The organism is Pseudomonas sp. GW823-FHT06E10 (assembly GCF_058794995.1).
The window spans coordinates 135,459-159,827 of the sequence record NZ_JBXAHJ010000013.1 but is presented as its reverse complement, the minus strand read 5'-3'; the positions used below and the strand labels follow the sequence as shown (position 1 = coordinate 159,827).

Below are 24,369 nucleotides of genomic sequence, written 5' to 3'. Positions count from 1 at the left end.
GGCGAGGCGGCTTGATGTGGAATTAAGACTGAGTCTTTTTGGGGTTAAACGCTCGATCGATCTGAACCGCTTCGCCCGTTATCGCAACGCTGCGGTGGTGTTGGTCTCGGCGTTGCTGGTGATCCCGTTGGTGCTGTTCTTGCTGCGACCTGCTGCCGTTGCGGACCTGGCTCACGGCAATGTGACCGGTGCACAGGCGTTGATGACCGGGTGGGCCAAGGGCGACCTGATCGTTCTGGTGCGCCACGTCGAGCGCTGCGATCACTCCTCGGCGCCTTGCCTGGTTGGCAACGATGGCATTACCGAGCGCTCGCGCAGTGTCGCCATGGGTGTCGGTGCGCATTTCCAGAACCTGGGCCTGGACAAGGCCGATATCTACAACAGCCCGATCCTGCGTACGGCGCAGACCGCCGGTTTCATGTTCAACAAGGTCGGCACGGGCGAAGACTGGCTGATCGGTTGCAGGGGCACCATGCTGCGCGACGCATTGGCGCACAAGGTGGCCGGACGTAACCTGATTCTGGTGACCCACAGCGAATGCATGGACCAACTGGAAAAAGACCTCCATGTGCCGACCTCGACCCTGGGTTACGGAGCTTCTTTGTTTATCTCCGCCGAAACGCCGCAGACTCCGCGCATGCTTGGCTTTATCGAAGCATCGGATTGGCCGACGGTGACGACCCGTTGAAATTCACCATCCCTTTGAATCAGGACTGAGCATGCAGACCGCTTCCCGCTTTTACTGGGTGAATTTTGGTATCCCGCTGGCCTGCGCGGTCGCGGTATTCCTGATGTTCGACATGACCGGCATCGACATCGCCTTCAACAATTACTTTTTTGATCCGGTGACGCAGACGTACCCGTTGGACCAGGTCCATCTGTTCGAAAAAATCACCCACAAATGGGCGCGGATCATTCCGAACTGGACCGGAGAAATAGCGATTATCGGTGCCTTGCTGTCGTTTCTCTGGCCGCGCCTGAAGGCTGAAAAGCACTCGAAAATCATCGCCTTCCTGGAAAAAATCAAAGTCGCACCGGTGCTGCGCTTTGCCAATCGCCATCGACGCGACTTTCTCTACGTGGTGTTCGCGTTCTCCATCAGCACCGGGGTCATTCACTACCTCAAGGGCCACACGAGCGTGTATTGCCCGATCGAGACGACCCTGTACGGCGGCAAAATGGAGCACATTGAGTGGTATGAGAATTTCGACCTGTTGAAAGTCGCTGGCGAGGGGCGTTGCTGGCCGGGCGGACATGCGTCGGGCGGTTTCACCATGCTGGCGTTGTACTTCGTGGCTCGCCGTTATCGCTGGCGCTATTCGAAAGCGATCATGTACGGCTCGCTGACCCTCGGTTTCATCTATGGCACCACACGGGTATTGCAAGGGTGGCACTACATGTCCCACACCTTCTGGGCCGGGATCTTCGTATGGCTGGCGTGTTTACTGACGGCGCTGGCGTTCTACGGGCGAGCGAGGCTGGAACAGCCCGTGCTCTCCAAAGTGCAACAACCGGTGGCGGCGACTCAGATCCAGGCAGCGAATTGAATTGGTGTCGAACCGCAAAACCCGCATCTCGAAAGGGGGGGCGGGTTTTTTGTTGCTCGAGGAAACCTTCAGTAAGTCTCGAATTGCGAATTCGCAGACAAAAAAAAGCCCGCGGGAGGGCGGGCAAACCGTAGTTTCTTGAATGAGCGAGTGCAATGTACAGGCAGTAACGCAACCGTGGGGTGAAGAAAAATTCATCTGGATCAAAGCCTTGTACCAGAGCTTGCGGCATAGCTACGGCAAATGATCCGCGGCAAAGTCTGCTTCCGACCGGTTTGTCTGTCAGGCATCGACTCGACGCCACTACCTGGAAACAAGGAGGTTCGGGTCGGTGCCCATATTGCAACCATGCACATAGCGGCATTGCGCGACTGTCCATGTGACCCTATCGTCAGATTTTACCTGCCACAAAGTGTTTTTGTGAGTTGTGGGCGTACGATGTAACTCACGTTTTAGCTGAATGCCTGGGGGAGCGAACGAAGCGACCGAGCGATGTTGAATTGGAGAAAAATCATGATTCGCAAGCACTACTTGAAAGCCCTGGCGACGCTGCTCATCGCCGCTGGCGTGCAGTGGGTGACGCTATCCGTCTACGCGACCGAGCAGGGTGAACAGCGGCGTGAAGCTCGCGATACCAGGCAGGAAGGGCGATCCACTGCCCGGCAAACCAAGGATGAATGCAGAAAGGGCAATGACAAGAGCAACGTGGAATGTCGCCAGGACAAGCGCAGCACCAAGCAGGATACCCGTCGCACAGCCCGGGATATCAAGTACTGATCGTTGGCGTGGGTCCTGTTTCAGACGGTTGCAGGGCTTGCGATACAGCCAGAAACAACAAAGCCCGCACTGGGCGGGCTTCGTTGGTGTCTCAATTGGTGGGCCGGGGTGATCTGAATCGTTTCCCCAATAAATTGATTTAAAAGGCTATTTTTTGTTTGAAAATGTGTTTGGAATACCGTTTGGAATAACGCAAGTATCGGGTTGACGACGCAGAGAGGACGGTAGGTGCCGAGTTGCATCCCTACTGTTGCGCTCTCCTAGGGCACCTCTGAACAAGTCAGCGCTGGTTAGATGAGCTGTGCTGAGTTGCCCTCCATCAATCCTCAATAGGCGCCACCCGATGAGTCGGATGAGCTTTCCGATTTGGAGTGCGCCCATAAGCGCAAGCAAACCTGCCGTGAGCGCTTCCTGGCAGAGATCGATGAAATCAGCACCTTAGCCGTTTGCCGATACTGGCTCGAAGCTATCCAACCGGTTAAGGTGTGGCATTGATCACATATACCTCGCAGGGATGCGGCGAGCACGCCCTCCCTGCTTCTGTGTAAGGAACGTGCGCGTGAACCAGCAGACCCTGGCCCCCTTCATCTGGAATATCGCAGATCTGCTTCTGGGAGCCTTCAAGCCCTCCGAGTACGGCCGCATCATCCTGCCGTTAACTGTACTGCGTCGTCTGGAATGTGTGCTGGAACCCACCCGCGGCAAGGTACGCAGCCAGTATGAGGCAATGAAGGCCAGTGGCGTGGACATGGACCTGATCTTGCCGACCACGGCCGGTGCAACCTTCTACAACGTCTCGCAGTTTTCCCTGAACAGCGTGGGCTCCACCAGCACCCGCGCCAACCTGGAAGACTACATCGCCAAGTTCTCCGCCAACGCCCGCCAGGTGTTCGAGCACTTTGCCTTTGACCGGTGGCTGGAGAAGCTGGAGAAAGCCAACCTGCTGTACCTGGTCACGCAGAAGTTTGCAGCAGTCGATTTGCACCCGGACAAAATCAGCAATCACGAAATGGGGCTCGTCTTCGAGCATCTGATCCGCAAGTTTGCCGAGTCATCCAACGATGATGCCGGGCAGTACTTTACCCCGCGCGATGTGGTGCGCCTGGCCACCACCCTGGTGTTTGCGCCGGATCATCAGGCACTCAACGGCGATGGTGTGGTGCGCACCGTGTACGACTGCGCCGCCGGCACGGGCGGCTTTCTGTCTTCGGCCATCGAGCAGGTCTACGAGTGGAACCCCAATGCCCGCCTGGTGCCCTACGCCCAGGAGCTGAACCCGGAAACCTACGCCATCTCCGTGGCGGACAAGCTGATCCAGGGCTACGACACCCGTAACATCAAGCTCGGCAACACCCTGTCCGACGATCACCTGCCCCATGAGCAGTTCGACTACTGCCTGGCCAACCCGCCGTTCGGCGTAAAGTGGGAGAACGTCCAGAAGCAGGTGCAGGCCGAGCACAGCCAGCAAGGCTTCGCCGGCCGCTTCGGCGCGGGCCTGCCTCGCGTGGGCGATGGTTCGCTGCTGTTCCTCATGCACCTGCTGTCCAAGCGTAAACCGCTGGAGTTGGGCGGCAGCCGCATCGGCATCGTGCTGTCCGGCTCGCCGCTGTTCAATGGTGGTGCTGGTTCGGGCGAGTCGGAGATTCGCCGCTGGATTCTGGAGAACGACTGGCTGGAGGCAATCATCGCCCTGCCAAACGACCTGTTCTACAACACCGGCATCGGTACCTATATCTGGGTGCTGTCCAACCACAAAGACGCGCTGCGCAAGGGCAGGGTGCAGCTGATCGACGCCAGCGCCATGCATGCGCCGATGCGCAAGAGCCTTGGCAGCAAGCGCAAATACCTCTCGGACGAGCAGATTGCCGAGATCGCCAAGCTGCACGAGGCCTTAGAGGAAGGCCCGAACTCCAAGATCTTCGCCAACACGGACTTTGGCTACCGCCGCATCACCGTCGAGCGCCCGCTGCGCCTGCGCTTCTCGGCCACCCCGGACAAGCTCGCCGCCTATCAGAACACCAAGGGCGCCGATCAGATTGAGGCCTTTGCCGGCGTGCAGGGCGAATTCGACAGCCTGGCGGCCTTTCTCCTGGCCGCCGGCATCAAGAAGCTCGGCAAGGGCGCACTGAAAGCCGCACTGACCTGCTTCGGTGAGCGCGACGCCAATGCTCAGCCGGTGCTGGACGACAAGGGCAACCTGCAGGCCGACTCCGACCTGCGCGAGTTCGAAAACGTACCGCTCAGCCAGAGCATCGACGACTACTTCGCCCGCGAAGTGCTGCCCCATGTGCCGGATGCCTGGATCGATACCGGCAAGACGGATGCGAAGGACGGCCAGATCGGCATCGTCGGCTACGAGATCAACTTCAACCGCTACTTCTACGTATACCAGCCGCCACGCCCGCTGGCCGAGATCGATGCTGACCTCAAGGCCGTGGAGGCCGAGATTGCCGCGCTGCTGGGTGAGGTAACGGTATGAGCCATTACAAGCCCTATCCGGCCTACAAGGATTCCGGGGTGGAGTGGTTGGCAAGGGTGCCGGAGCATTGGCAGGTCAAGCAGCTGAAGTATCTGGCTTCACATATCGGGAGTGGGAAAACCCCGTCGGGCGGTGCCGAGGTATATCAAGATGCCGGAGTACTGTTCCTCCGCAGCCAGAACGTCTATGAAGATGGCCTTCGGCTGGATGACGCCGCTTTCATTTCCGATGAGGTCGACGAAGAAATGAAGGGATCTCGGGTGATGCCGGGTGATGTATTGCTGAACATAACCGGTGCATCAATTGGTCGTTCCTGCCAGGTGCCTGAGGTATTTGAGCGAGCCAATGTGAATCAGCATGTGTGCATTATTCGTGGTGAGCCGCCTGTAGCCTCAAAGTGGATTTCGCTTTGCCTTCCGAGCAAGGCTGTCCAAGCACAGATTGATTTTTCCCAGAACGGTGCAGGCCGAGAGGGGCTCAATTTTGAGCAAATCGGCAACATGTTTATTGCGCTACCGCATGCAGAAGAGGTCGATGAGATTGCAAGCCGCCTCGACCGCGAAACCGCCCGCATCGACGCGCTGATTGAAAAGAAAACCCGCTTTATCGAACTGCTGCGCGAAAAACGCCAGGCGCTGATCACCCACGCCGTCACCAAGGGCCTCGATCCGAACGTGAAGATGAAAGACTCCGGCGTGGAGTGGCTGGGAGAGGTGCCGGAGCATTGGGTGATTAAACGCTTCCGTGACATCTGCATCAGCATTTCCACAGGGCCGTTTGGTACGGCACTGGGTAATGAGGACTACGTCACGGGAGGAATTCCCGTGATCAATCCATCGCACATTGTTGATGAGCAATGCAGTCCAGATCCGGATATCACAGTGTCGGCAGACACTGCAGAACGGCTGAGTTTCTGGGCAATGCGCGCAGGTGATTTGGTTACTGCGCGTCGTGGAGAGCTTGGTCGTGCTGCGGTTATCTTTGATGAGCAGGATGGCTGGATCTGCGGTACGGGATCGCTACGAGTGCGTCCCAATCCTAGTCAGGTCCTCACTGGATATCTCCACACTGTCCTACAGTCGCGATATGCCCGTGAGTGGCTGAATCTGGCGTCTGTGGGGGCAACGATGGCGAACCTCAATGAAGGCATTCTTGGCAGTCTCCCTTTGGCGCTTCCTCCTTCAACCGTTGAGCAAGAACAGCTCTTGTCATCTCTGGCGACTCAGAGTCAACGTCTAATCAAGATTGAACAGAAGGCGACGTTCAGTGTGGCTCTTTTGAAAGAGCGCCGCTCGGCTCTAATCACCGCCGCCGTCACCGGCCAGATCGACCTGCGGGAGGCGGTATGAACCAGGGCCGTAGCCTGCGTCTGTTTCTGGTGGATGGCACGCCCAATGGCCTGCTCACCGCCGAGATCATGAACTGGACCGGCCATGTGCTGACCGGCCCACGCTCCAAATTGGCCGAGCTGGTGCAGCGTCCCGAATGTGCGCGCACCGGCGTCTACTTTCTTGTCGGCCCCGACCCGGACGACAGCCTGCGTATCCGGGTGTATATCGGCGAGTCTGATGATGTGGCCCAGCGTCTGAAGCAACATAACCGTCCGCAAGAGCAGGGTGGCAAGGACTTCTGGGAGCGTGTCTGTCTGATTACCAGCAAGGACCAAAACCTGACCAAGGCCCATGCCAAGTATCTGGAGAGCCAACTAATCCAGATCGCCAGTCAAACCGGTCGCTGTGTAGTAGGCAATGGCACAGCGCATAGCTACACCAACTTGCCTGAGTCGGACCGTGCGGACATGGCGTTTTTCCTCGAGCAGATCCGCATCGTGCTGCCAGTGCTGGGCTTCGACTTCCTGCGCGAGCTGATCAAACCCTCCAAGCTCGTTATGGCACCAGTTGAGCAACCGGTTAGCCAGTCGCCGCGTTTTGCATTACAGCTTCCAAAGAGCAAGGAGCGTGCGCAAGCACAAGAGGTTGATGGTGAGTTCTTTGTACTGAAGGGGTCCCGAGCTCGAGCTCAGTGGGTAGGAACGGCGGATCACAACTACCGGAACCTGTACCAGCAGTTGGTAAGTGACGGTGTCATGATCAGTGACGGAAGTGAGTACCTAATGTTCAAGGACGATTATGCCTTCAGTAGCCCGAGTGCCGCAGCAGCGGTTGTGTATGGTCGTGCAGCCAGTGGTCGAATATCTTGGCTGGTTGAGGGTAGTGGCGAAACTTATGCCGCCTGGCAGGACAGCCAACTGAGTGGTATTGGTGTGAAGGCAGAAAATGAGTTGCTCAATGAATAAGATCGAGCAGCCGCAGCGGTTGTTCGTGTTGGACTACGAGAACATCAGCGTATACGCCAGGTAATTTAGATTCGGTCTTTGGATTTGTCGAAGTAAGGGATTAGGCGTCGATGAAACTCACCACCAGCTGGTTGAAACCACCCTATGCAAGTGGCGGTATTGATCACCTCGGCACTCAGGCGCCCTGCGTAATGATCTATGGCCAGTTACTGCCTGGCATTACCAATGTCACTGATCGGGCGCGCTATTACTCGTTCTATCCTTGGTTGGTATGGTCCTATGACCAGCGTTATGCGAAGAATGACTACAACCACTTTGTCGAGCGGTTTCGGCGTGCAGACTGCCTATTCACCCTGATTGCCGAGCAGCACGCACAGGTGACCGACCACAACAACGAGCGACACGGCGTCGCTATGGTCGGTCGCACCAAGCTGGTTCCCTCACTCGCCAGTCTGAAAACCGGTGAACCACTGCGGCTATCGCTCTACGCGACGACCGAGGAAACGCCACAGCGCTACTTCATGAATCGGCTAGGTGGTCTTTCGCAGTACTACGCGGGCACTCTGGCCGATCTGCAATTGATGGAGTCGTCCGGCCGTTCCTGGAGTTTCTATAGCAGCCAGTATGGCGCGCCACTGGCGCAGAGTGTCGATGCGTCTGTACCTGGTGAGCGGTTCTGGCAGGTTGTAGAAAACGACTTGGTGACACTCGAAGAGCTCGACGAGCTGAGCGGTTTCTGTGCCTGCAACGTTGCTGGCAGCCTACGCGAGCATCAGCAGCTCACTGATATTTTCTTCGATACAGGCAACCGCTATTCAGAGGAAGGCTCTCAGCGACGCCGAAGCCTGGGTCTGATTCAGCAACTGGCGGAAGCCCTGCCGAACGGATGGGATCTGACCGAGGATGTGTTCCGAGCCTGTGTCTATAGCGTCACTCTGCCTAATGGTGCTGCGTGGGAAATTCCCGATGCCTTGCGATCCACTCAGGCGCACTGGGCTGTCTATGTGCGCAATGACCTGATGTCGGTGGCCTTCCAGACGATACTCGCCATCTGCCTACAGGAACTGCAACCGCAATCGGCGGCGCAGCGGCGGGTATTTCATAGCGTCGAGATGTTCGCTGACTGGTTTGCCGGCTCGGCAACTGTTGCCGGAGTACTGAGTAATCTGGGGGCGGGGAATTTTGGAGATCTGGTTGCCAGCAGCAGGGCGAACGCTCCGGCGCTCACTGACTGGACAAACGACGCGCATGAGATTCAGCTGGGTTGGCAGTTGATTGGTGGCTGGCAGCCGGGCGTGGATATTGCGCCGCTGCTTTCAAACAGCCTGAGCCTGCTGGCAATGTTAGTTGCTCGCGATGATCCAGGGGCGCAGCCGTATTCAGGGTTGGCAATTACTTATGAGGCACTCAGGGACTATCCGATCAACCTCATCAGCTTCCGCAGCCGTGGTGTCGGCTGGATGACGATGTCTCTCGAGCATGTGGTTACCGATCTGGTCGTTTGGTGTCTGGATACCCATCTTCGAGTGGCACTGCGCAAGCTCCGACAGTCCAACCGCTCGACCTTCCATTTGCGACCGTCCGAGCGAGGCCTGGAAGTTGTGGGTGACCAGGTCCCGCCGCCATCCCAGACCACTCCTCGTTTCCGGCAGGCGGTGCAGATTCTTCGCGACCTTGGAATGCTGGCGCGTGATGACAGCCACATGACCAGGCTGACTGCATCTGGTCGGACGCAGATGGAGGTTGCCAGTGTCTGACGACGTCTCCCTTCTAGACGTGATCAAACGTGGAGGTTACGAGGCCTCGTTGATCACCACCTTCAACGCGACTCTGCCTTTCTACGAGGAAGTGTTGCTGCGCAAGCTGGTAGCAGCTGGATGCCGGCATAACGTGGTGCTGATGGATCGGGGCCAATGTGCAGCCTCATGGGAAAGCCAGGCGACCCGGCCTCGTCTGGCTGGTCATGCCTACACGCTGCTACCGATTGGCGTGAGCGGCGCGTTTCACCCGAAGGTCTGTCTGTTGCTGGGGGCAAAGAAGGCATCAATTCTGGTCGGCAGCCACAATCTCACGCTGTCGGGGCTCGGTTTCAACCGCGAAATCACCAACTGGATCGAAGTTGGCGGTGCCAAGGATGGTGATGGTACCGCCGTTCTCAAGGCTGTCTGGCTGATGCTCCGTGAGTGGATCGAGCTGGAACGCGGCAAGGCTCCTGAACCTCTATTGGAATCGGCGCTGGCAATTGGCCGTTTCATCAGCCCTTTGATTGCCACGGCTGGAGACATGGGCTCGCCTGCGGTGCTGGCGCAAGGTTCGAGAGGGCTGGCGCTGATCGATCAAGTTGCTGAGCGGATTACAGCCTCGGTCAGGAGGATTGCGATGCTGGGGGCGTTCTTCGATCGGGAGCTGGCTCTGCTCAAGGAGTTAAAGGCCCGCTGGCCCGCTGCAGATATCGTGGTGGGTATCGATCCCGACTCGGTCCAGCATCCCGGCAGCTATGACGGCGAAATCGTTCGGTATGTGGATGCGCGAGAGGTTGCTGATCGGGCCGGCTATCTACATGCCAAGGTGCTCTATCTTGAAACGCATGGCGCTGCGGCTGATGTGTTTGTCAGTGGTAGTGCGAACCCCAGCCGTCCCGCCTGGATGGATGCTGCGAATGGCAATGTCGAGGCCGTAGTGCTCCAGGCAGGCATTGCCGCCCGACGCGCTGCTGAGGCCACTTCGATGCTCACCCTGTTCGAGTTGCCCGAGCTTGCGCCAGAGGCGCTCGCTGCGATCCAGGAGCGCAACAAGGCCATCGAGATCGAGCAGCAGCCATCGTTGCCACTGCTTTCGGGCTTTTCGGATGGGGGTAGTGGCCTGATACGTATCAGTTATCGAGGCGAACAGATGTCGGTAACTGCAGCCGTAGTGCTTGGCCCGAATCAGGAGAAGATGGAGACGCTTGCCCCACTGGAACTACGTGACGACGAAGTCGTGTTAAGAACCAATGTTGAGGTGACAGACATTCGCTCCTGTCTGTTGGAGCATGGCGGCAAGCCGATCGCCCGGGCGATGATTCTGCACCCCTCGATCATTGATGCGAGCTCCCGGTCCTCCAGGCAGTACCAGATTCGTTCGGCACTCAGCGAGCTGGGCTCGAGTGAGGCCGATATTTCGAGGGTCATCGCCACCGTTGAGCGGGTGATCTTCGCGAAGCAATCTGATCACGAGATCCAGATGGCAATCCGCGAGTGTCGGGATAAAAAGGATGCGCTTCCAGTTGAGGACGGGCCGACATCGTTGGTGATCAGTGTGAGCGACATGGCTCGGATGAAGCGCAAACAGCGTGTGTTGAAATCCGGTGATTTGGCTTATCTGATCGATGTGCTCATGCGACGCCTGAGCGACGGTCTCGAGGTGCAGAGTGTCGAGGTCGACCGGGCTGGGCGGAGCGAAGAGGAACAGGTTGGCCAGGAGGACGATGGCGGCGATGAGACGAGCGATCCAGTCGAGAAGCCTCAGTTCTGGGACGCTGAAATTGCCCTGGCCGTTGCCAGGAAGGCAAGGGCGTTGAGCAGAAAAATGGTCGAGCAACTGAAGCTGGCCAGTCAGGACGAGTCAAGGAAAGTCAGTGCGTCGATCCAGCTGATTGCGGTACTGGCACTGATTCGTGAGCTACGCCATCTCGACAAGCAGAAACGCTGGCGAGCAACCGGGCAGGATCTCGTGGAAGAGCGAGATCGTCGTTATCTCCTCGATGAAAGCATTAGGTATTTACTCGGTTCGGGGTCGCGGCTCCTCGAAGTGATCGACAAGTCGATCGACGACGATGCCGATGAGACGATGCAGCTAACTACCTTGCTGGTTTGGCTGGCTTGGGACCTGGGTGATGAATTGACGGCCAAGGTCAGCCTAATGTGGGGTACGGATGAAAAACTCCGTAGGTTGCAGGCGAATGCGGTGTTCCTGAGGCTGATGCCGTCAATCGCTGCAGACCAGGATGCCAGTGCAGAGCTGCGCGAAAGCATTCAGCGAACACTCAAGCCAACTCCGAGCGCCTCCATTCAGGCAGAGCAATGGCTAATCCTGCATCTTGCTTATGGTTTCTCTTGGTCGCAGGGACAGAAGGAGACCGACGAGTTTGAGCTCGGCGGATACTGCAGGATTTATGGTTTGGATGATCAGCCGAGGGTCATCGTTGAGCTTGATCAGAATAACGTCGGCTTTTGGGATTTCGATGATGTACGGAAGTTTAAGCGTGACCGAGTAGTTGCGCTGAGGCCGACACAGCCAGCAAGTTACGCCCCGAATTGAGCTGTAGCTGGATAACCAGTAGAGAAGCGAGACTGAATATATGAGCCACATCCACCATGAATGCGAATTGGAACGCCATATCGTCGAGCAGCTTGAGGCTGCCGGCTGGTGGGTGGGCAAGTCCGCCGAGTATGACCAGGTTCGGGCGCTATTCCCTGGGGATGTGCTGGGCTGGCTGGAGGACAGCCAGCCTGCGGCCATGGCCAAGATCCTCGCCATGAATGGAGCAGGCACGCGTGATGTGGTGCTGGATCGACTGGTCAAGCAGCTGGAGAACAAGGTCGATGGAGGCACGGTAAATGTGCTGCGCTATGGCTTTGCAGTGGCCGGCGGCGGAGCCCTGGCCATGAGCCAGGCGCTGCCCGAGGACGCGCGCAACGACACGGTGATCGCCCGCTATGCGGCCAATCGGCTGCGCGTCGTGCCACAGCTGCGTTACTCGTTGGACAAGGCCGACGAGATCGATCTGGCCTTCTTTATCAACGGCATTCCAGTGGCCACGGTGGAGTTGAAGACCGACTTCACCCAGTCAGTCCAGGCCGCCATGCAGCAGTACTGCATGGACCGCCGTCCTGAGCGCAAGAGCGGCGGCCTGGAGCCGCTGCTCACTTTCAAGCGTGGCGCGGTGGTGCATTTCGCCATGAGCGATAGCGACATACGCATGACCTCCAAGCTGGCCGGCGACTCGACCTTCTTCCTGCCATTCAACCGGGGCAACGATGGCGCCGCCGGCAACCCTCCGGGTGACAACGGTAGCTACCCGGTGAGCTACTTTTGGGAGCGGGTGCTGCAAAAGGACAACTGGCTGCACATCTTCCACCGCTTCGTGCTGCAGGAGCGTAAGGAAGCCCAGGACGTCAACGGCAAAACCTACTTCAAGGAGGGCCTGATCTTCCCGCGCTTCCATCAGTGGGAAGGCGTGACCAGGATGATCGACGCGGTGCGGGTAGAAGGGGCAGGGCAACCGTATCTGATCCAGCACAGCGCCGGCTCGGGCAAGACCAATACCATCGCCTGGACCGCGCATTCGCTGATTCGTGTGCGCCGTCCGGACGGTGAGCCGTATTTCCACAGTGTGATTGTGGTGACCGACCGCCAGGTGCTTGACCAGCAGTTGCAGGATGCCATCCAGCAGATCGAGCACCAGGCCGGCGTGGTATGCGCTATCGATCGCCAACAGTCGAATCTGCCCAAGAGCCAGCAGTTGGCCAAGGCCATGCTCGATGGTGTGCCAATTATCGTTTGTACCCTACAGACGTTCCCCTATGCGCAGAAGGCCATCCTCGGCGAGCAGAGCCTGCGCAATCGCCGTTTCGCGATCATCATCGACGAGGCGCACAGCTCCACTGGGGGCAGCACGGCGGATGACCTACGTTATGTACTGACTGGGCAGAGCGAGGCTGAGTGGGAAAAACTCTCCAAGGCGGAGCGGTTGTCCGTGTGGCAGAGCTCGCGCTCGCGCCCAGGCAATGCTAGCTACTTCGCCTTCACCGCCACGCCCAAACATTCGACGCTGAGCCTGTTCGGCCGTCCGAGCAATCCGGCGCAGCCGGTTGGCACCGACAACCCGCCCGCACCGTTCCATCTCTACACCATGCAGCAGGCCATCGACGAAGGCTTCATCCTTGATGTGCTGAAGAACTACACCAGCTACGAGGTTGCGTTCAAAATCGGCAGCGAGATGGTCGATGACAAGCGCGTGGACGAGAAGAGCGCCGGGCGCAAGCTGGCCAAGTGGCTGTCGCTCAACCCGGTGAATGTGGGGCAGAAGGTCGAGCTGATCGTCGAGCACTTCCGCAAAAACGTGGCGCACCTGCTCGGCGGCCAGGCCAAGGCCATGGTGGTGACCAGCTCGCGTGCTGCAGCGGTGAAGTACCACCTGGCGCTGGAGGAATACTGCAAGCGCAAGGGCTACGACAACGTGCTGGCGATGGTGGCCTTCTCAGGTGAGGTGCCTAATACGGATGTGGAAGAGCCCAGACTGCCCAAGGATCACCAGTTCAGTGAAACCAACCTGAACCCCGGCCTGCATGGCCGCGATATGCGCAAGGTGTTCGACACCCCGGACTACCGGGTGATGATCGTCGCCAACAAGTACCAGACTGGTTTCGACCAGCCCAAGCTGGTGGCCATGTACTTGGACAAGAAAATATCCGGTGTGGAGGCCGTGCAGACCCTCTCGCGTCTGAACCGCACCTTCCCCGGGAAGGACAAGACATTCGTCATCGACTTCGCTAACAAGGCCGACGAGATACTCGCGTCGTTCAAGACCTTCTATCGTGATGCCCAGGTGGCCGACATCCAGGATCCGAACATCGTCTACGACATCAAGCAGCGCCTGGATGGCATGTTCATCTATGAGCAGGCTGAGGTGGAGGCTTTTGGTGATGCCATCGTCGATCCGAAGGTGACGCACCAGAAGCTGTTCTCGCTTACACAGTCAGCCACCGACCGCTTCAACGGAAAGCTGAAGACGCTCAACGATGCCATCGACCAGTGGGAAAAAGCCTGGGAAAAGGCCCATGACGAGGGCAGCGACAAAGATATGGAGTACGCCGACGTGCAGCGTGCGGAGTACTGCAAGGCGCGCGATGAGCTGATGATCTTCAGCGAGAGCCTGACCAAATTCGTGCGCAGCTACGAGTACATAGCCCAGTTGATTGACTTCGACGACCCAAGCCTGGAGGCGTTTGCCAGCTATGCGCGCCTACTGCGTAAGCGGCTCAAGGGGATCACCGCCGAACAGGTGGATCTGGGTGACCTTAAACTCAGCCACTACAAGATCAAGAAGGGCAGCAACCTCAGTGGCGTCGCCGTGCTGGCTGAAACTCCTGGCCTCTACGGTATGACCGATAACGGCCTGCGCGACGCCCGCGACCGCGAGAAAAAATACCTCGCCGAACTGATCGAGAAGCTCAACAACGCCTTCGGCAAGGACATCACCGACACCGACCAGGTGGCGTTCGCTGTGCACGTTTCCGAGAAGCTGCGCGCTGATAGCGTGGTGATGGCCCAGGTGCAGAACAACACCATGGAGCAGACCATGAAGGCCGACCTGCCTTCAAAAGCCATCTCTGCCATCGCCGCCGCCATGAGCAGCCACACTAGTATGGCGACCAAGCTGCTCAGCGATGAATCGACGCGCGAGGTGTTCCTGACAGTGGTGTACGAGCTGTTGAAGAAAGATCCTGGGGCAGAGCTCTTTGACCTAGCGAGGCCGAGTAAGTAGAGATCGGCTAGTCCTCAACCTTGAGGGGGCAAGCGGCTTTGAAAGCTATTTGCTGTCGAATCGCTGGACGCCCCTCTGGATTAGGTAGGGTGCATTTCATCTCGTAAGGCTTGTCTCTTCAAGCTGACCTTTTTGCGTACAAAAATGCAGAATGCATAAATACTGCATTGACGGCTCACTGGCATTCCCTTAGCATGGCCTTCAAGTCGACTGCAGTATGGTTGCATTCTGCGATTGCGACGGATCGAATTGACTATTGGCAGACACGCAAGGAGATTGAATGAAACGAAAACGATTGAAATTAGCCCCCCCGACGTATCTTTCCCTTGTGGTCTACCTTGCTCTCAGCCCCAATATCGAGGTCGGCTTCAATCGTTCGTGGCAGGTACATGCTGATGGCAGTGAAACTAGAAACCTGCAAGTAGATATAAAAAAATTTGAACATGGGAAGTTAATCAATGGTGGCGAAAAAAATACTCTCTCATATCGCTGATGTCTCATTAGGTCAGACTTTTCGGGAGCGGGCGGAGACAGACAGCCCCGAAAGCGGCGTTAGGTTGATTCAGATAAAGGACGTCCGGGAGGGGGAGCTGAATGATATAAATTCCCTCCCTTATGCTGATATCGAGCCCTCTAAATTGAAGGTTAAGCTCCAGGTCGGAGATTTGCTATTGCCGCTGAGAGGTATGCGAACTGAAGCCATGGTGTTTAGAGGGGAGAGCGGTAATGTCACCACAACAAACCAAGTCGCCATAATTCGCCCGAGGCAGGATGGAGGGGTGAGTTTGGAGTACCTTCATTGGTTTTTTAATTCAGCTAAGGGTAGTGTTTTACTTGAGTCCATACGAACCTCCGCAAGCATACCCAATATAAGTGTTAAGAATTTACTTGAAATATCGGTGCCAGTTCCAAGCCCGAAAAAGCAAAAGCAAATCGTTGATATTTATCATAATTGGTGTGCGCAGAGGGATACGTTGCGTGAGTTGATTTTTAATGGAGAGAATATGGTGGCAAGTGCTGCGCACGAAATATTGGGTGGAGACTGATAGGTATGGGTATTTCGTTTGCTGGTTTGAAAGCGTTTGTGCTGGAAAGTATTGAGCGTATGCGCTTGAGCGGAACGGATCTGGATGCAGTAAAGGTTTTGTTGCTCTTTATGGTCTGCAAAAAAGCACTTGATGAGGAGCGGAGTATTCAAGCGAGAGAGGGCTTGGTTAAAGACTCGGATATTGATGAGTTGAGCGATGTGGAGTCGTTGGCATCGGTTATTACGCGGATAGTTGAGAGTAAATCAAGTTCGTTTTTCTCAGATTCCATTCTAAGTATTTGGAGTGAAATACAGCCTGTCCTCAGCTCTGATATGTCGGAGAGGAGTGAGTTGGTTAGGCTCTGGGATGAGTTTAGGTGTTTTTCTTTTAATGAGTGTAATCACGAAGATGGGTTGGCCGCATTTTTTGAGTGGTTCTTGGTAGAGTTGGCTGAGCGAAATTCTAATAAGGGAGGGTATTTCTTTACTCCTGACGGAATAGTAAGTTTGATGGTCCAGCTTCTCGATCCTAAAAGTGGAGAAAAGCTATATGACCCGGTATGTGGCTCCGGAGAGTTTTTGATAGGGGCTATCAATAAAGTTAAGGAGTCATCGGAAAGGAATTGGCTGTATGTTTTAGGGCGGGAACGGTCTGCTGAGACAGCTTTTATAGCAATGGCAAATGCTTATGTCCACGGAGTTAGTGTGGATAGTATAGAAGTTTGTGATGCGCTAGCCCGTATGGATTATGAAGAGAAAATTTACGGAAGGTTTGACTTGGCTCTTGCAAATCCGCCTTTTTCACTTCGTCATTGGGATGGCGAAAGATCCGTTGACTTTCTGCGCTATGGGTTGCCTCCTCAAGCTAATGCGGATTTTGCATTTATCCAGAATGTCCTTTTCAGTTTGAATAAGAATGGTCGAGCAGCAATGGTTGTGCCTATGGGGGTTCTATTCAGAGGGGGAGTAGAGAGGGAAATCAGAAGGAGGATGCTGTTAGAGAATAATGTGGATGCCGTTATTTCAATTCCTGCAATGTCATTTTATGGTACTGCCATACCGGCGAATATTTTGATAATGAGGAAGTCTTCAGCCTTCAGTGATGTGCTATTTATTGATGGGTCAAGTTTTTTTTCGAGAAGTCAACGCCTGAATCGTCTGGGGAAAGATGCGATAGATAAAGTTTCAAGATTGTATGCAGAGCGAAAAAATATTAATGGTCTTGCTTGTTGCGTTCCTGTTAAGGATTTGGAAGAGAATGACTGGAATCTGACGGTTTCTAGATATGTTGCGCCTCCTGCTGTAGAGGCAGTGGAATCTATGGCTACACTATTGGAGCGACAAGAAAAATTGCAGTTCGAGCTAAGCGTATTGCAGCAAGAGATGAGATTGCTGCTGAGTCGAGACAGTATTGATTAGTTTAAACCGTGGGTTTCTGGCTTGCAGCACGGTGGTTGAGCCGAGGAGAATTTTACTGACCCGACGTTTGCCGTGGGTTTGAAGTGGCAATTTATAGCAAGCAACTTGAAACTTTGATTTCAGGTAATAATCTGGAGAGAGTAATTGCGGATCTGTCGCGGTGTGCTTGCCCTGCAGACCTGCTGCTTTACCCTATCTCTACTCTTCTCCTTCGTCTTGCTCGTTGGCAGGTTTGGCTATGATCTCCAGCGCGACGGGAATATCGAGCTGATCAATGCGGTCCACGGCCGCCTGAAGACTCACCTTGCTGAAAAAAGGCAGATCGAGTTCACCATTCTTGTAGGGTTTGCGCATTACGCCATAGACGACGGTGTAGTCGGCTCGGACGACACGACCATTGATTGCAGGCAAGAGGCGTACAGCCTCGCTACGAAGCCCTCGCACTACGCTGCGCAGCTTCTTGCGAAAATCTGCATCGCTCACAAGCGCCTCCGCGCTCACCACACCTTGTGACCAAAGGTGGCTTATTGGCCCCGAAGAGTGGCCGTCCTTCAGATGGATAAACTGTTTATCGCTGGACAGAAAATCGCACGGTTCGATGTTGGCATAGCGTACCCCCTGCGGATTGATTTTTACCTGATCCAGGCATAGCAGGTCTTCACGATGCTCAACGAGATTTGCAATGAGCTCTCGCTCGTTCCGACACTCGGTCGGCCCTATGATATCTACCCGAGGGATAGCCTGGAAACGAGCTTCGACCTGTCGTTTGAAATTGCGGTCTACGCTGTACCAGTGCCCAGCGAAAAGCACGTAGCTGCGATCCTCGTCATCCGCTCTGAGGTTGGTTTCGAAGGTAAAGCAGTGGTATACCCGCCACTGCTCCTTGAACACCTCAGCATCTGGGGCCTTGGCTTTGATGTAGTGGCGCTCGCGGATGTCATCAATCGTACCATCGAACTCACAGCGATTTAGTTCCGCCACATAGTCTTCGATCGACAGGCTGTGAAAATCTGTACCACTGCTGCCGAAGCCGTTGTAATGAAGGAGACAGCCTTCCTCATAGTCAACAATCTCTGGGGGGGCCATATGGAGCTCACTCTCATCCCCTGCTCGCAATGAGTTAATTGCCTCGAACAAGTGGCCGTCGAGGGTAGCGAGAGTCTCCTTTATCCGCACAACCTGCATGTTGTCGATCCACGGGAATCGCTGCTTGTACGTATCGCTTCGATAGACAGCCAGTACCTGCTCGCACTTATCCGCCAGAGTCTCTGACGTTAGTTTGCACGTAATCGAAAGAGTGTCACGGCCGGCTGCAAATCTTGCGAAGGACACATCACTGGGAGTACCACCCGCTACACGCGCGAGGTCTCTTAGAACATCTACTCCAAAGTCCTGCAAATCACTGTCTTTGCTAGCCTGCACTCGCTTCTGGAATGTGACGGCATCTGGTGTCGCCAGGTCCAGCGTCCGCAGTCCATCACGCGGCACTGAGTTAAGCGTGACCTTAAGGCCAAACTGGCGTTCGAATGCTTCGTCATTAAGAGCAAAATGAATATGCCCGAAGCAGATGGCGAAAATGCGGTCATCTGTAGGCAAAAACAGGACGCCTCCGGCACCGCTAGCAATCAGGTTCTCAGGCTGAGGCCCTGCTTGCTCTTCCAAGAACCCGAGCCAGCTTGGACGGCTCGTGAATAGTTGGCCCACAAACAGCTCGCCACCTTCCACTAACGGCCAGTCGCTACGCCTGAGCTGGACTCTTCCAGTACCGGGCGAATACTCGTCCTTGAACGCCTCCGCAATATCAAACTCCTCGCGTAGGAGCCGAATTGATAACGTCCTGACTTTTTCCACGTTAGGCAAAGCACTATTCCTTGTGTGTCAGCCAATGTCAGAGAACCAATTTAGCGTAGCAATAGGCCATCAAGCTGTCCAATCTACGTCGCGACTGTTCAATTCCTTGTCGAGTATCCATTCAGTCAGTATTGGCTTGGCCTTCCTAGCGAAGTTAAAGCTAGTTTGACCTTCGGAGCAGAACTTAAATCGCTTCATCCACGCATCTCGGTGACGGCTCCTGGCCGATTCTGGCCGCCGCTCGCAGCGGAGGCCCTATTTCTTTTCAAAGATCGAAAACCCATGACGTTTCTAGGTGTCGGGTGATCAGTCGAACAGTGAGCAGATAGTAATATCGTGTGCCCTCACCGCGATGTTTCAGGCTATGTTTGAGAAACCAAGCTAGATGCTTCCGTTTCCATCCCCAAGGCGACTCGCGCTGCCATCGCTGTACGATTGCAGCCTGGATAATCTTCGCTTGGCGCAAGTGTCGCTGCCGCGTCGCGTGAGATCCAGTCAGCGCGGCAGCCAAGAACACCTCCATATCAAACGCCTTGGTCATACCCGTCCCCCGATGTAGGCAGCGACTACTTCAATCCGGCCATGCCCTAGCTCATAGCTGATCTGTATGCGAGCCTCACGGTCGAGGCGCGGATCGATGGCATAGCAATGACCACCATTAATCGGTGCAGGATGCTGGGTAATCTGCTCGTAGCGCTCACAGGCATACGCCGCGCGCAACTCATGAAATCCTTTCAGGGCGTTTTTATGCAGGACGTCCCGCGATGCCCCGGCTACTCGTTGCAACACGTTCGCATAGCTCTCGCTTGGCGCGATCATGTTACGGCTACCTTTCGGCGATACCTTTGCCGCAAACCTCAGTGCATCCCGAATATGTTGATCCACTGCAATCCATCGTGGCGCAGATGCACCACCTCGGCCGCCTTTCGTGCCCTCCTGGATATTGATCTTGCCGAGCCTGTCAGCCTCACGGATCAATCTGGGCAAATCAGCCAATATTGTTTCGCGCAACCGCATCCCAGTGGTACGTGCCATCTGAATCATCGCCCCCGCGCGTAGCTGTTCACGATTACAAAGCACATCGACAATCTGCTGCACCTGCGCGCGATCCTGCCCTTGCGGCACCGACTGGCGAACCCTGGTGCGCTGCATACCCAACGCCTTGCTCGGGCTTGGTAACTTCACGTACTGATCACCGCGAAGCGCCGCCATGGTCCTGTTAACGCTGGATAGCCGGTTTTGTGCGGTACTGACGGCGAGGTCACCGCGCCCAACCACGTCGCGTAGATACGCCGCATAGTCGGCCAACACCTTCCGATCAATCTGCCGCGCATCATTGATACCGGGCCCCTGTTCGGAGTGGCACCACTTCACGAATGCCAGCCACCGATCACAGTGCGCTTTAACCGTGCCGTAGTGGCCACAGCCGAACATATCTTTCAGCGCCTGCGGTCCTGCATAGCTCAACTGCCTGCCGTAACCGAAATTACGACCATCGCGCCTACCCACTAATGCCATGTCGGTCACCTCACTTTTCGTTCTCCCGTCCTTGCCCCACGTCTTCCCGCCAAGAATGCTGAGTGTTATCAGGGATCAAGGCCCCTGCGACCTGTGGGGGGTGTCCACTACGCGGGACTGGCGGCTCCTTACGACCGGGAGCAAGGGCATCTCATGATCTGGCCTCCTGAGCACCGATACCGGTGGGCGGGTGGAGGCTGCACTGGCTGACGAGACCGGTGCCGCGAGATCCTGAGCCGGGTGGAAGCAGTAATGCGATGACCGGGGCATGCCTGACTGTCAATCAGGTGCAGTCCATTTCCTGGTCTGCGGCGCCATCATCTACATCGCTGTTGCTGGTGACATCAGCGTTTGTCACGCCGATTGTCACGAGGAGGGTTGCGGCAAAGCCCCGTTCTATATGGGCTGCAGCAGTGGTGGGAGCGCCCGTCTCTTTCCAGGAGAAAGAGACGGGCGCAGGTTGGCGCAAGATTCGGCCAAGCGGATAGGTTGCTGCAGGGCAGCGGAGTAGGAAGTGTTGTCTGGCGCACGAGGGCCATGATCTGAAGTAGGCATCCATCACCGGGGAGGTGACCGGGCGAGCTGCCGGATGCGAATCGCCATTTGGGGGGAGAACCACCACGAGAGCGGCGTGACCTTCAAGGTTCGGGCCACCTGGGTTGCTGTCATCGACAGCGCTTGCACGGCCAGTTCTACGCTTGTGGATAAACCCGGTCAAGGTTCAAAATTCAGCGCTACTTTGGACTTGAAGAACGGTTATCCACTGGTGGAATTCCGTGGTAAATCCTGGACAACGTGGTCGCTTTTAGCTCTTCAAAGTAAGGTCCATCCAAACAGGGCGGCTTTGCAGCCCTGTTTGGATGGACCCGCGCTGAGAAGCGGATAAGCGAGGCTGCTCGCCCTGAATCTTGAACGCTCAGTTGTTGCTGCCGTTATTGCGCCTGCATAGCGCTAGCGTATCGGCACCACGTTCTTGTCTCTGACTTGACCGTATGCAGAGGCGAGCAGGCTACCGGTGGCGGCCTTCTGGATGTACTCACTCCACCAAGCCATCATCGGGCGTCGGCGCTCGATGTAGTCGGCTCGGTTGTAGGCGCTGCGCACCTCATCCTTGTCGACATGCGCCAGTGCGACCTCAATAAGCTCCGGGTCCCAGCCATGCTCATTCAAGATGGTGCTGGCCATCGAGCGCATGCCGTGACTGACCAAGCGATCCTGGAAGCCCATGCGTTTCAACGCCATGTTGGCGGTCTGGCTATTGGCATGGGTGCGCGGATTTCTGTCTGCCGGGAAGACGTATTCGCGATGGCCGCTGTGAGTCTTCAATGACTTCAACAGTGCGACAGCGTGATCACTCAACGGGATGCTGTGTGGGCGGCGCTTCTTCATCCGCTCCGGTGGGATATTCCAGACACGCCTTTCAAAGTCGATGTCAGCCCAGCGAGTAGTCGCCGCCTCGGCAGGGCGAGTCATGGTGTGCAACTGCCATTCGATCAGACAGCGGGTGGTGCGTTTGATACTCGCATTCGCGATCTCCAGCATGAGCTCGGGGAGTTCTTCGGGCGGGAGCGCGGCCATGTTTTCTTTCTTGGGCTTCTTGAATACTGCCCTGATACCGCTGAGAGGGTTGGCGAAGATCAGGCCGGAGTTCACACCGTAGGTCATGATCTCGTTTAGCCGCTGGCTAAGACGCTTGACTGTCTCCAGGCTGCCTTTCGCTTCGATTGGACGAAGCAGCTCGATCACCATAGGCGCGGTAATTTTCGCGAGTGGTGTCGTCTTCAAGTCGGGGAGCACGTGCAGCGTGAGCGATCGCCAAATGTCCTCGGCGTAGGCCGGGGTGACCGAGTCTTTTTTGAGCTCGAACCAGGCGGTGGCTACGTTCTCGAAGGTGTGTTCCGTTTCTGCGCGCTTGGCTTCATTCAGCGTATTGCGCTGCACCTTCGGATCGATGCCTTGGGCGAGCAGCTCGTGCGCTTCGACTGCTTTTTTTCGTGCGTTCGCCAGTGACAGTTCGGGGGTAGGTCCCGAAGCCGATATTGATGCGCTTTTTGGTGGGCGGTTCGCGGTAGTTGAAATTCCACAGCAACGAGCCGTTGCTGCGTACGCGGAGCTGCAAACCGTCACCGTCAGTGAGGACGTAATCCTTGGACGCGGGTTTGACTCCCTTGAGCTGTCGATCGGAGAGGCGAAGGTTTTGGGCAGGCATGAGATTGTCCTCAGGCACTGATTCGGTATTCCAAAGATTAGCACCGGATGGCCTGGAATACCGTTTGGAATACCCGAATGGCTGGAACTCAAAAAAACTCAGAAGACCGCAAAAGCGATGGAAACCGCGTTTTTACTGGGTTTCAGGCACAAAAAAAGACGTCCGTGGACGTCTTTAGATGATGAAATGGTGGAGCCGGGGGGATTTGAACCCCCGTCCGCCAGTACTCCGCTGTCGGTACTACATGCGTAGCCGTGTCTATTAAGTTAACCCTCAGCGACCCGACGGGCAGGGTGCTTTGGGCGAGTTGTGTAAGTTTTAGCCGCTTCGTCCACAACGTACTGCACGGCGATTCTGTTCTATATGACAATCACTTTGGGTTTACAGACATCCCCTGGTGATTGCTGGACCCGAAGGTACCAGAAGCTCAGGGCTAAGGCTGCTTACGCAGCGAGAGCGAATTCCTGGCCGTAGTTATCGTCATTGGCAACTATAAGTAGTTGCAACAGTGGATTTACGAGTTCTGTTACCAACTCGGCATGCACCTAAAGTTTCGCAACCGGCGTCGAATCCTAAACGGCCCCGAGCCTGATGCTCTGTGAATCAAGTGAGCAGCAGGCATATACAGTGTACGTCATCACGCCCCGGAAGGCCAACCTGAAGGTTGGCCACCACAGATCATGGGTTTGGTTGGGTGCTCTGTCTGTCAGCGAGCGCCAATGCCTGGGTGGCCTCGGTGACGCATTTTTTGTCGTCGCCGGAGGCTTGTGAGGCTTCGGCGCTGGACATCAGTCTTTTGATCTCCATCGTAGTGTTTGCGGAGTTCGCCGGCAGCGCATTCACTTTGCCTTTGAGCTCTTGCAGCTTGCTCGTACAGAGGTTGTTGTCCGCAGCAAATACAGGAGAGGCCAGCATGGCAGCAGCAATGAACAGGCCTGCGAGTGTGGTGTGTTTCATGGGTATCTCCTTGAGCTGATGGTCTCGGTGCTGTCGTATGAGTAGACGGCCAAGCCGAGCCCGAAAAGTCCGCCCGATCTGATGGGGCCTACCTCAAAGACTACGATTCAACGCAAGAATTCGGTTTTCTCAGAAAATGTGTCGAGCTTCTGCAGCGATGCGGGCGGTTACACGTATCCAGACCCCCAGATGCAACAAAACCCGCAACTGGCAGGTTTTGGTTTGCTTCGTATCGGGCACGGCCGGGCTTTGAGCTCCCGGCTGCCAGTACTCCGTTGTTGATGTACGCCAACGCGGCCCGAAAGGCCAACCCGAAGGTTGGCCTTGAGCCGAGTTACTTGGCGCCTTTTTTCGAGTCGGTGACGGCCTTGATAATGTCGTTGGTCTCGGCGATGCAATCATCAATGCCTTCCTTGGTGCCTTTTGCCTGGTCGGCTTTGGCTTGCTCGACGGAGGCTTTTACCTGGTCAGTCATTTCCGGAGGAATCTGTGCCTTGCCGTTTTCGATGGTTTTCAGGTTGACCGCGCAAAGGTCTTCAGCGGCAAATGAAGTGGAAGTCAGCATGGAAGCAGTAACGAACAGACCTAACAGCACAGAACGATTCATGTGTTTCTCCTTGAACTGATGGCCAGGCATTGCTGGCCATCAAATCGGTCTACCGAGTGTTGGGAAAGTCCCGCATTGGCGGGACTTGATCAGTGGACTGCGGCGACACGTCAGGGTTCTGTTTTACTGTGTTGATGCCCACAAGAAACGACTA

The 24,369-nt window shown here is 55.9% G+C and carries 18 protein-coding genes, 1 other RNA gene and 2 pseudogenes; 13 read left to right on the top strand and 8 right to left on the bottom strand.

The genetic code is table 11. The features are described from left to right. Positions 1-16: 16 nt before the first annotated feature. The 13 genes and pseudogenes from pmrG to AC1Q6Y_RS20865 all read left to right on the top strand — a co-directional run bounded on the left by pmrG (position 17) and on the right by AC1Q6Y_RS20865 (position 17,073). Positions 17-688 (top strand): lipopolysaccharide core heptose(II)-phosphate phosphatase PmrG, encoded by a 672-nt coding sequence (pmrG, locus tag AC1Q6Y_RS20925; protein ID WP_492625076.1) that lies wholly within the window; start codon positions 17-19, stop codon positions 686-688. Positions 689-719: 31 nt separating this feature from the next. Beyond that, positions 720-1,547, top strand: coding sequence for a phosphatase PAP2 family protein (locus AC1Q6Y_RS20920; RefSeq protein WP_492625075.1), 828 nt, complete (start codon positions 720-722; stop codon positions 1,545-1,547). Positions 1,548-2,060: 513 nt separating this feature from the next. After that, positions 2,061-2,324, top strand: coding sequence for a hypothetical protein (locus tag AC1Q6Y_RS20915; RefSeq protein ID WP_492625074.1), 264 nt, complete (start codon positions 2,061-2,063; stop codon positions 2,322-2,324). Between the two features lie 343 nt (positions 2,325-2,667). After that, positions 2,668-2,801 (top strand): annotated as a pseudogene (locus AC1Q6Y_RS20910) (IS5/IS1182 family transposase); the annotation flags it as partial. Positions 2,802-2,883: 82 nt separating this feature from the next. After that, on the top strand, positions 2,884-4,803 hold the full coding sequence (locus AC1Q6Y_RS20905; RefSeq protein WP_492625073.1) for a type I restriction-modification system subunit M: 1,920 nt from the start codon (positions 2,884-2,886) through the stop codon (positions 4,801-4,803). Further along, positions 4,800-6,152: a restriction endonuclease subunit S gene (locus AC1Q6Y_RS20900; protein ID WP_492625072.1), complete on the top strand. Its 1,353-nt coding sequence runs from the start codon at positions 4,800-4,802 to the stop codon at positions 6,150-6,152. The genes AC1Q6Y_RS20905 and AC1Q6Y_RS20900 overlap by 4 nt, the downstream gene beginning before the upstream one ends. Next, positions 6,149-7,099 (top strand): GIY-YIG nuclease family protein, encoded by a 951-nt coding sequence (locus tag AC1Q6Y_RS20895; protein ID WP_492625071.1) that lies wholly within the window; start codon positions 6,149-6,151, stop codon positions 7,097-7,099. Before AC1Q6Y_RS20900 ends, AC1Q6Y_RS20895 begins: the two co-directional genes overlap by 4 nt. Positions 7,100-7,209: 110 nt before the next feature. Continuing rightward, complete coding sequence (locus tag AC1Q6Y_RS20890; RefSeq protein WP_492625070.1) at positions 7,210-8,856, top strand: hypothetical protein; 1,647 nt, start codon at positions 7,210-7,212, stop codon at positions 8,854-8,856. Beyond that, positions 8,849-11,398 (top strand): phospholipase D-like domain-containing protein, encoded by a 2,550-nt coding sequence (locus tag AC1Q6Y_RS20885; protein ID WP_492625069.1) that lies wholly within the window; start codon positions 8,849-8,851, stop codon positions 11,396-11,398. The genes AC1Q6Y_RS20890 and AC1Q6Y_RS20885 overlap by 8 nt, the downstream gene beginning before the upstream one ends. 40 nt (positions 11,399-11,438) lie before the next feature. Then, positions 11,439-14,627, top strand: a complete 3,189-nt coding sequence (locus AC1Q6Y_RS20880) for a type I restriction endonuclease subunit R (RefSeq protein ID WP_492625068.1) — start codon at positions 11,439-11,441, stop codon at positions 14,625-14,627. Between the two features lie 280 nt (positions 14,628-14,907). Further along, complete coding sequence (locus AC1Q6Y_RS20875; protein WP_492625067.1) at positions 14,908-15,120, top strand: hypothetical protein; 213 nt, start codon at positions 14,908-14,910, stop codon at positions 15,118-15,120. After that, positions 15,086-15,673, top strand: a complete 588-nt coding sequence (locus AC1Q6Y_RS20870) for a restriction endonuclease subunit S (RefSeq protein ID WP_492625066.1) — start codon at positions 15,086-15,088, stop codon at positions 15,671-15,673. The genes AC1Q6Y_RS20875 and AC1Q6Y_RS20870 overlap by 35 nt, the downstream gene beginning before the upstream one ends. Before the next feature lie 5 nt (positions 15,674-15,678). Next, positions 15,679-17,073 carry an N-6 DNA methylase gene (locus AC1Q6Y_RS20865; RefSeq protein ID WP_492625065.1) on the top strand — a complete coding sequence of 465 codons (1,395 nt, stop codon included), beginning with the start codon at positions 15,679-15,681 and terminating at the stop codon, positions 17,071-17,073. 198 nt (positions 17,074-17,271) lie between these two features. On the opposite strand, the gene AC1Q6Y_RS20860 is transcribed toward AC1Q6Y_RS20865, so the two are convergent. The 8 genes and pseudogenes from AC1Q6Y_RS20860 to AC1Q6Y_RS20825 all read right to left on the bottom strand — a co-directional run bounded on the left by AC1Q6Y_RS20860 (position 17,272) and on the right by AC1Q6Y_RS20825 (position 24,215). Continuing rightward, positions 17,272-18,924, bottom strand: a complete 1,653-nt coding sequence (locus AC1Q6Y_RS20860) for a DUF6119 family protein (RefSeq protein WP_492625089.1) — start codon at positions 18,922-18,924, stop codon at positions 17,272-17,274. A gap of 265 nt (positions 18,925-19,189) precedes the next feature. After that, entirely contained in the window at positions 19,190-19,465 is a 276-nt protein-coding gene (locus AC1Q6Y_RS20855; RefSeq protein ID WP_492625064.1) for a hypothetical protein, read from the bottom strand. Next, a complete protein-coding gene (locus AC1Q6Y_RS20850) occupies positions 19,462-20,442 on the bottom strand; it encodes an integrase domain-containing protein (protein ID WP_492625063.1) in 981 nt (326 codons plus the stop codon). The genes AC1Q6Y_RS20855 and AC1Q6Y_RS20850 overlap by 4 nt, the downstream gene beginning before the upstream one ends. Positions 20,443-21,393: 951 nt before the next feature. Then, the gene (locus AC1Q6Y_RS20845) at positions 21,394-22,383 is read right to left on the bottom strand and encodes a tyrosine-type recombinase/integrase (RefSeq protein ID WP_492625088.1); all 990 of its coding nucleotides are present in this window, start codon (positions 22,381-22,383) and stop codon (positions 21,394-21,396) included. A gap of 48 nt (positions 22,384-22,431) precedes the next feature. Next, positions 22,432-22,651: pseudogene (locus AC1Q6Y_RS20840) on the bottom strand (integrase arm-type DNA-binding domain-containing protein); the annotation flags it as partial. A gap of 187 nt (positions 22,652-22,838) precedes the next feature. Further along, positions 22,839-23,235: a transfer-messenger RNA gene (gene ssrA, locus AC1Q6Y_RS20835) on the bottom strand. A gap of 94 nt (positions 23,236-23,329) precedes the next feature. Continuing rightward, a complete protein-coding gene (locus AC1Q6Y_RS20830) occupies positions 23,330-23,608 on the bottom strand; it encodes a PA2433 domain-containing protein (protein ID WP_492625062.1) in 279 nt (92 codons plus the stop codon). Between the two features lie 334 nt (positions 23,609-23,942). Continuing rightward, positions 23,943-24,215 carry a PA2433 domain-containing protein gene (locus AC1Q6Y_RS20825; RefSeq protein ID WP_492625061.1) on the bottom strand — a complete coding sequence of 91 codons (273 nt, stop codon included), beginning with the start codon at positions 24,213-24,215 and terminating at the stop codon, positions 23,943-23,945. Between the last annotated feature and the right edge of the window lie 154 nt (positions 24,216-24,369).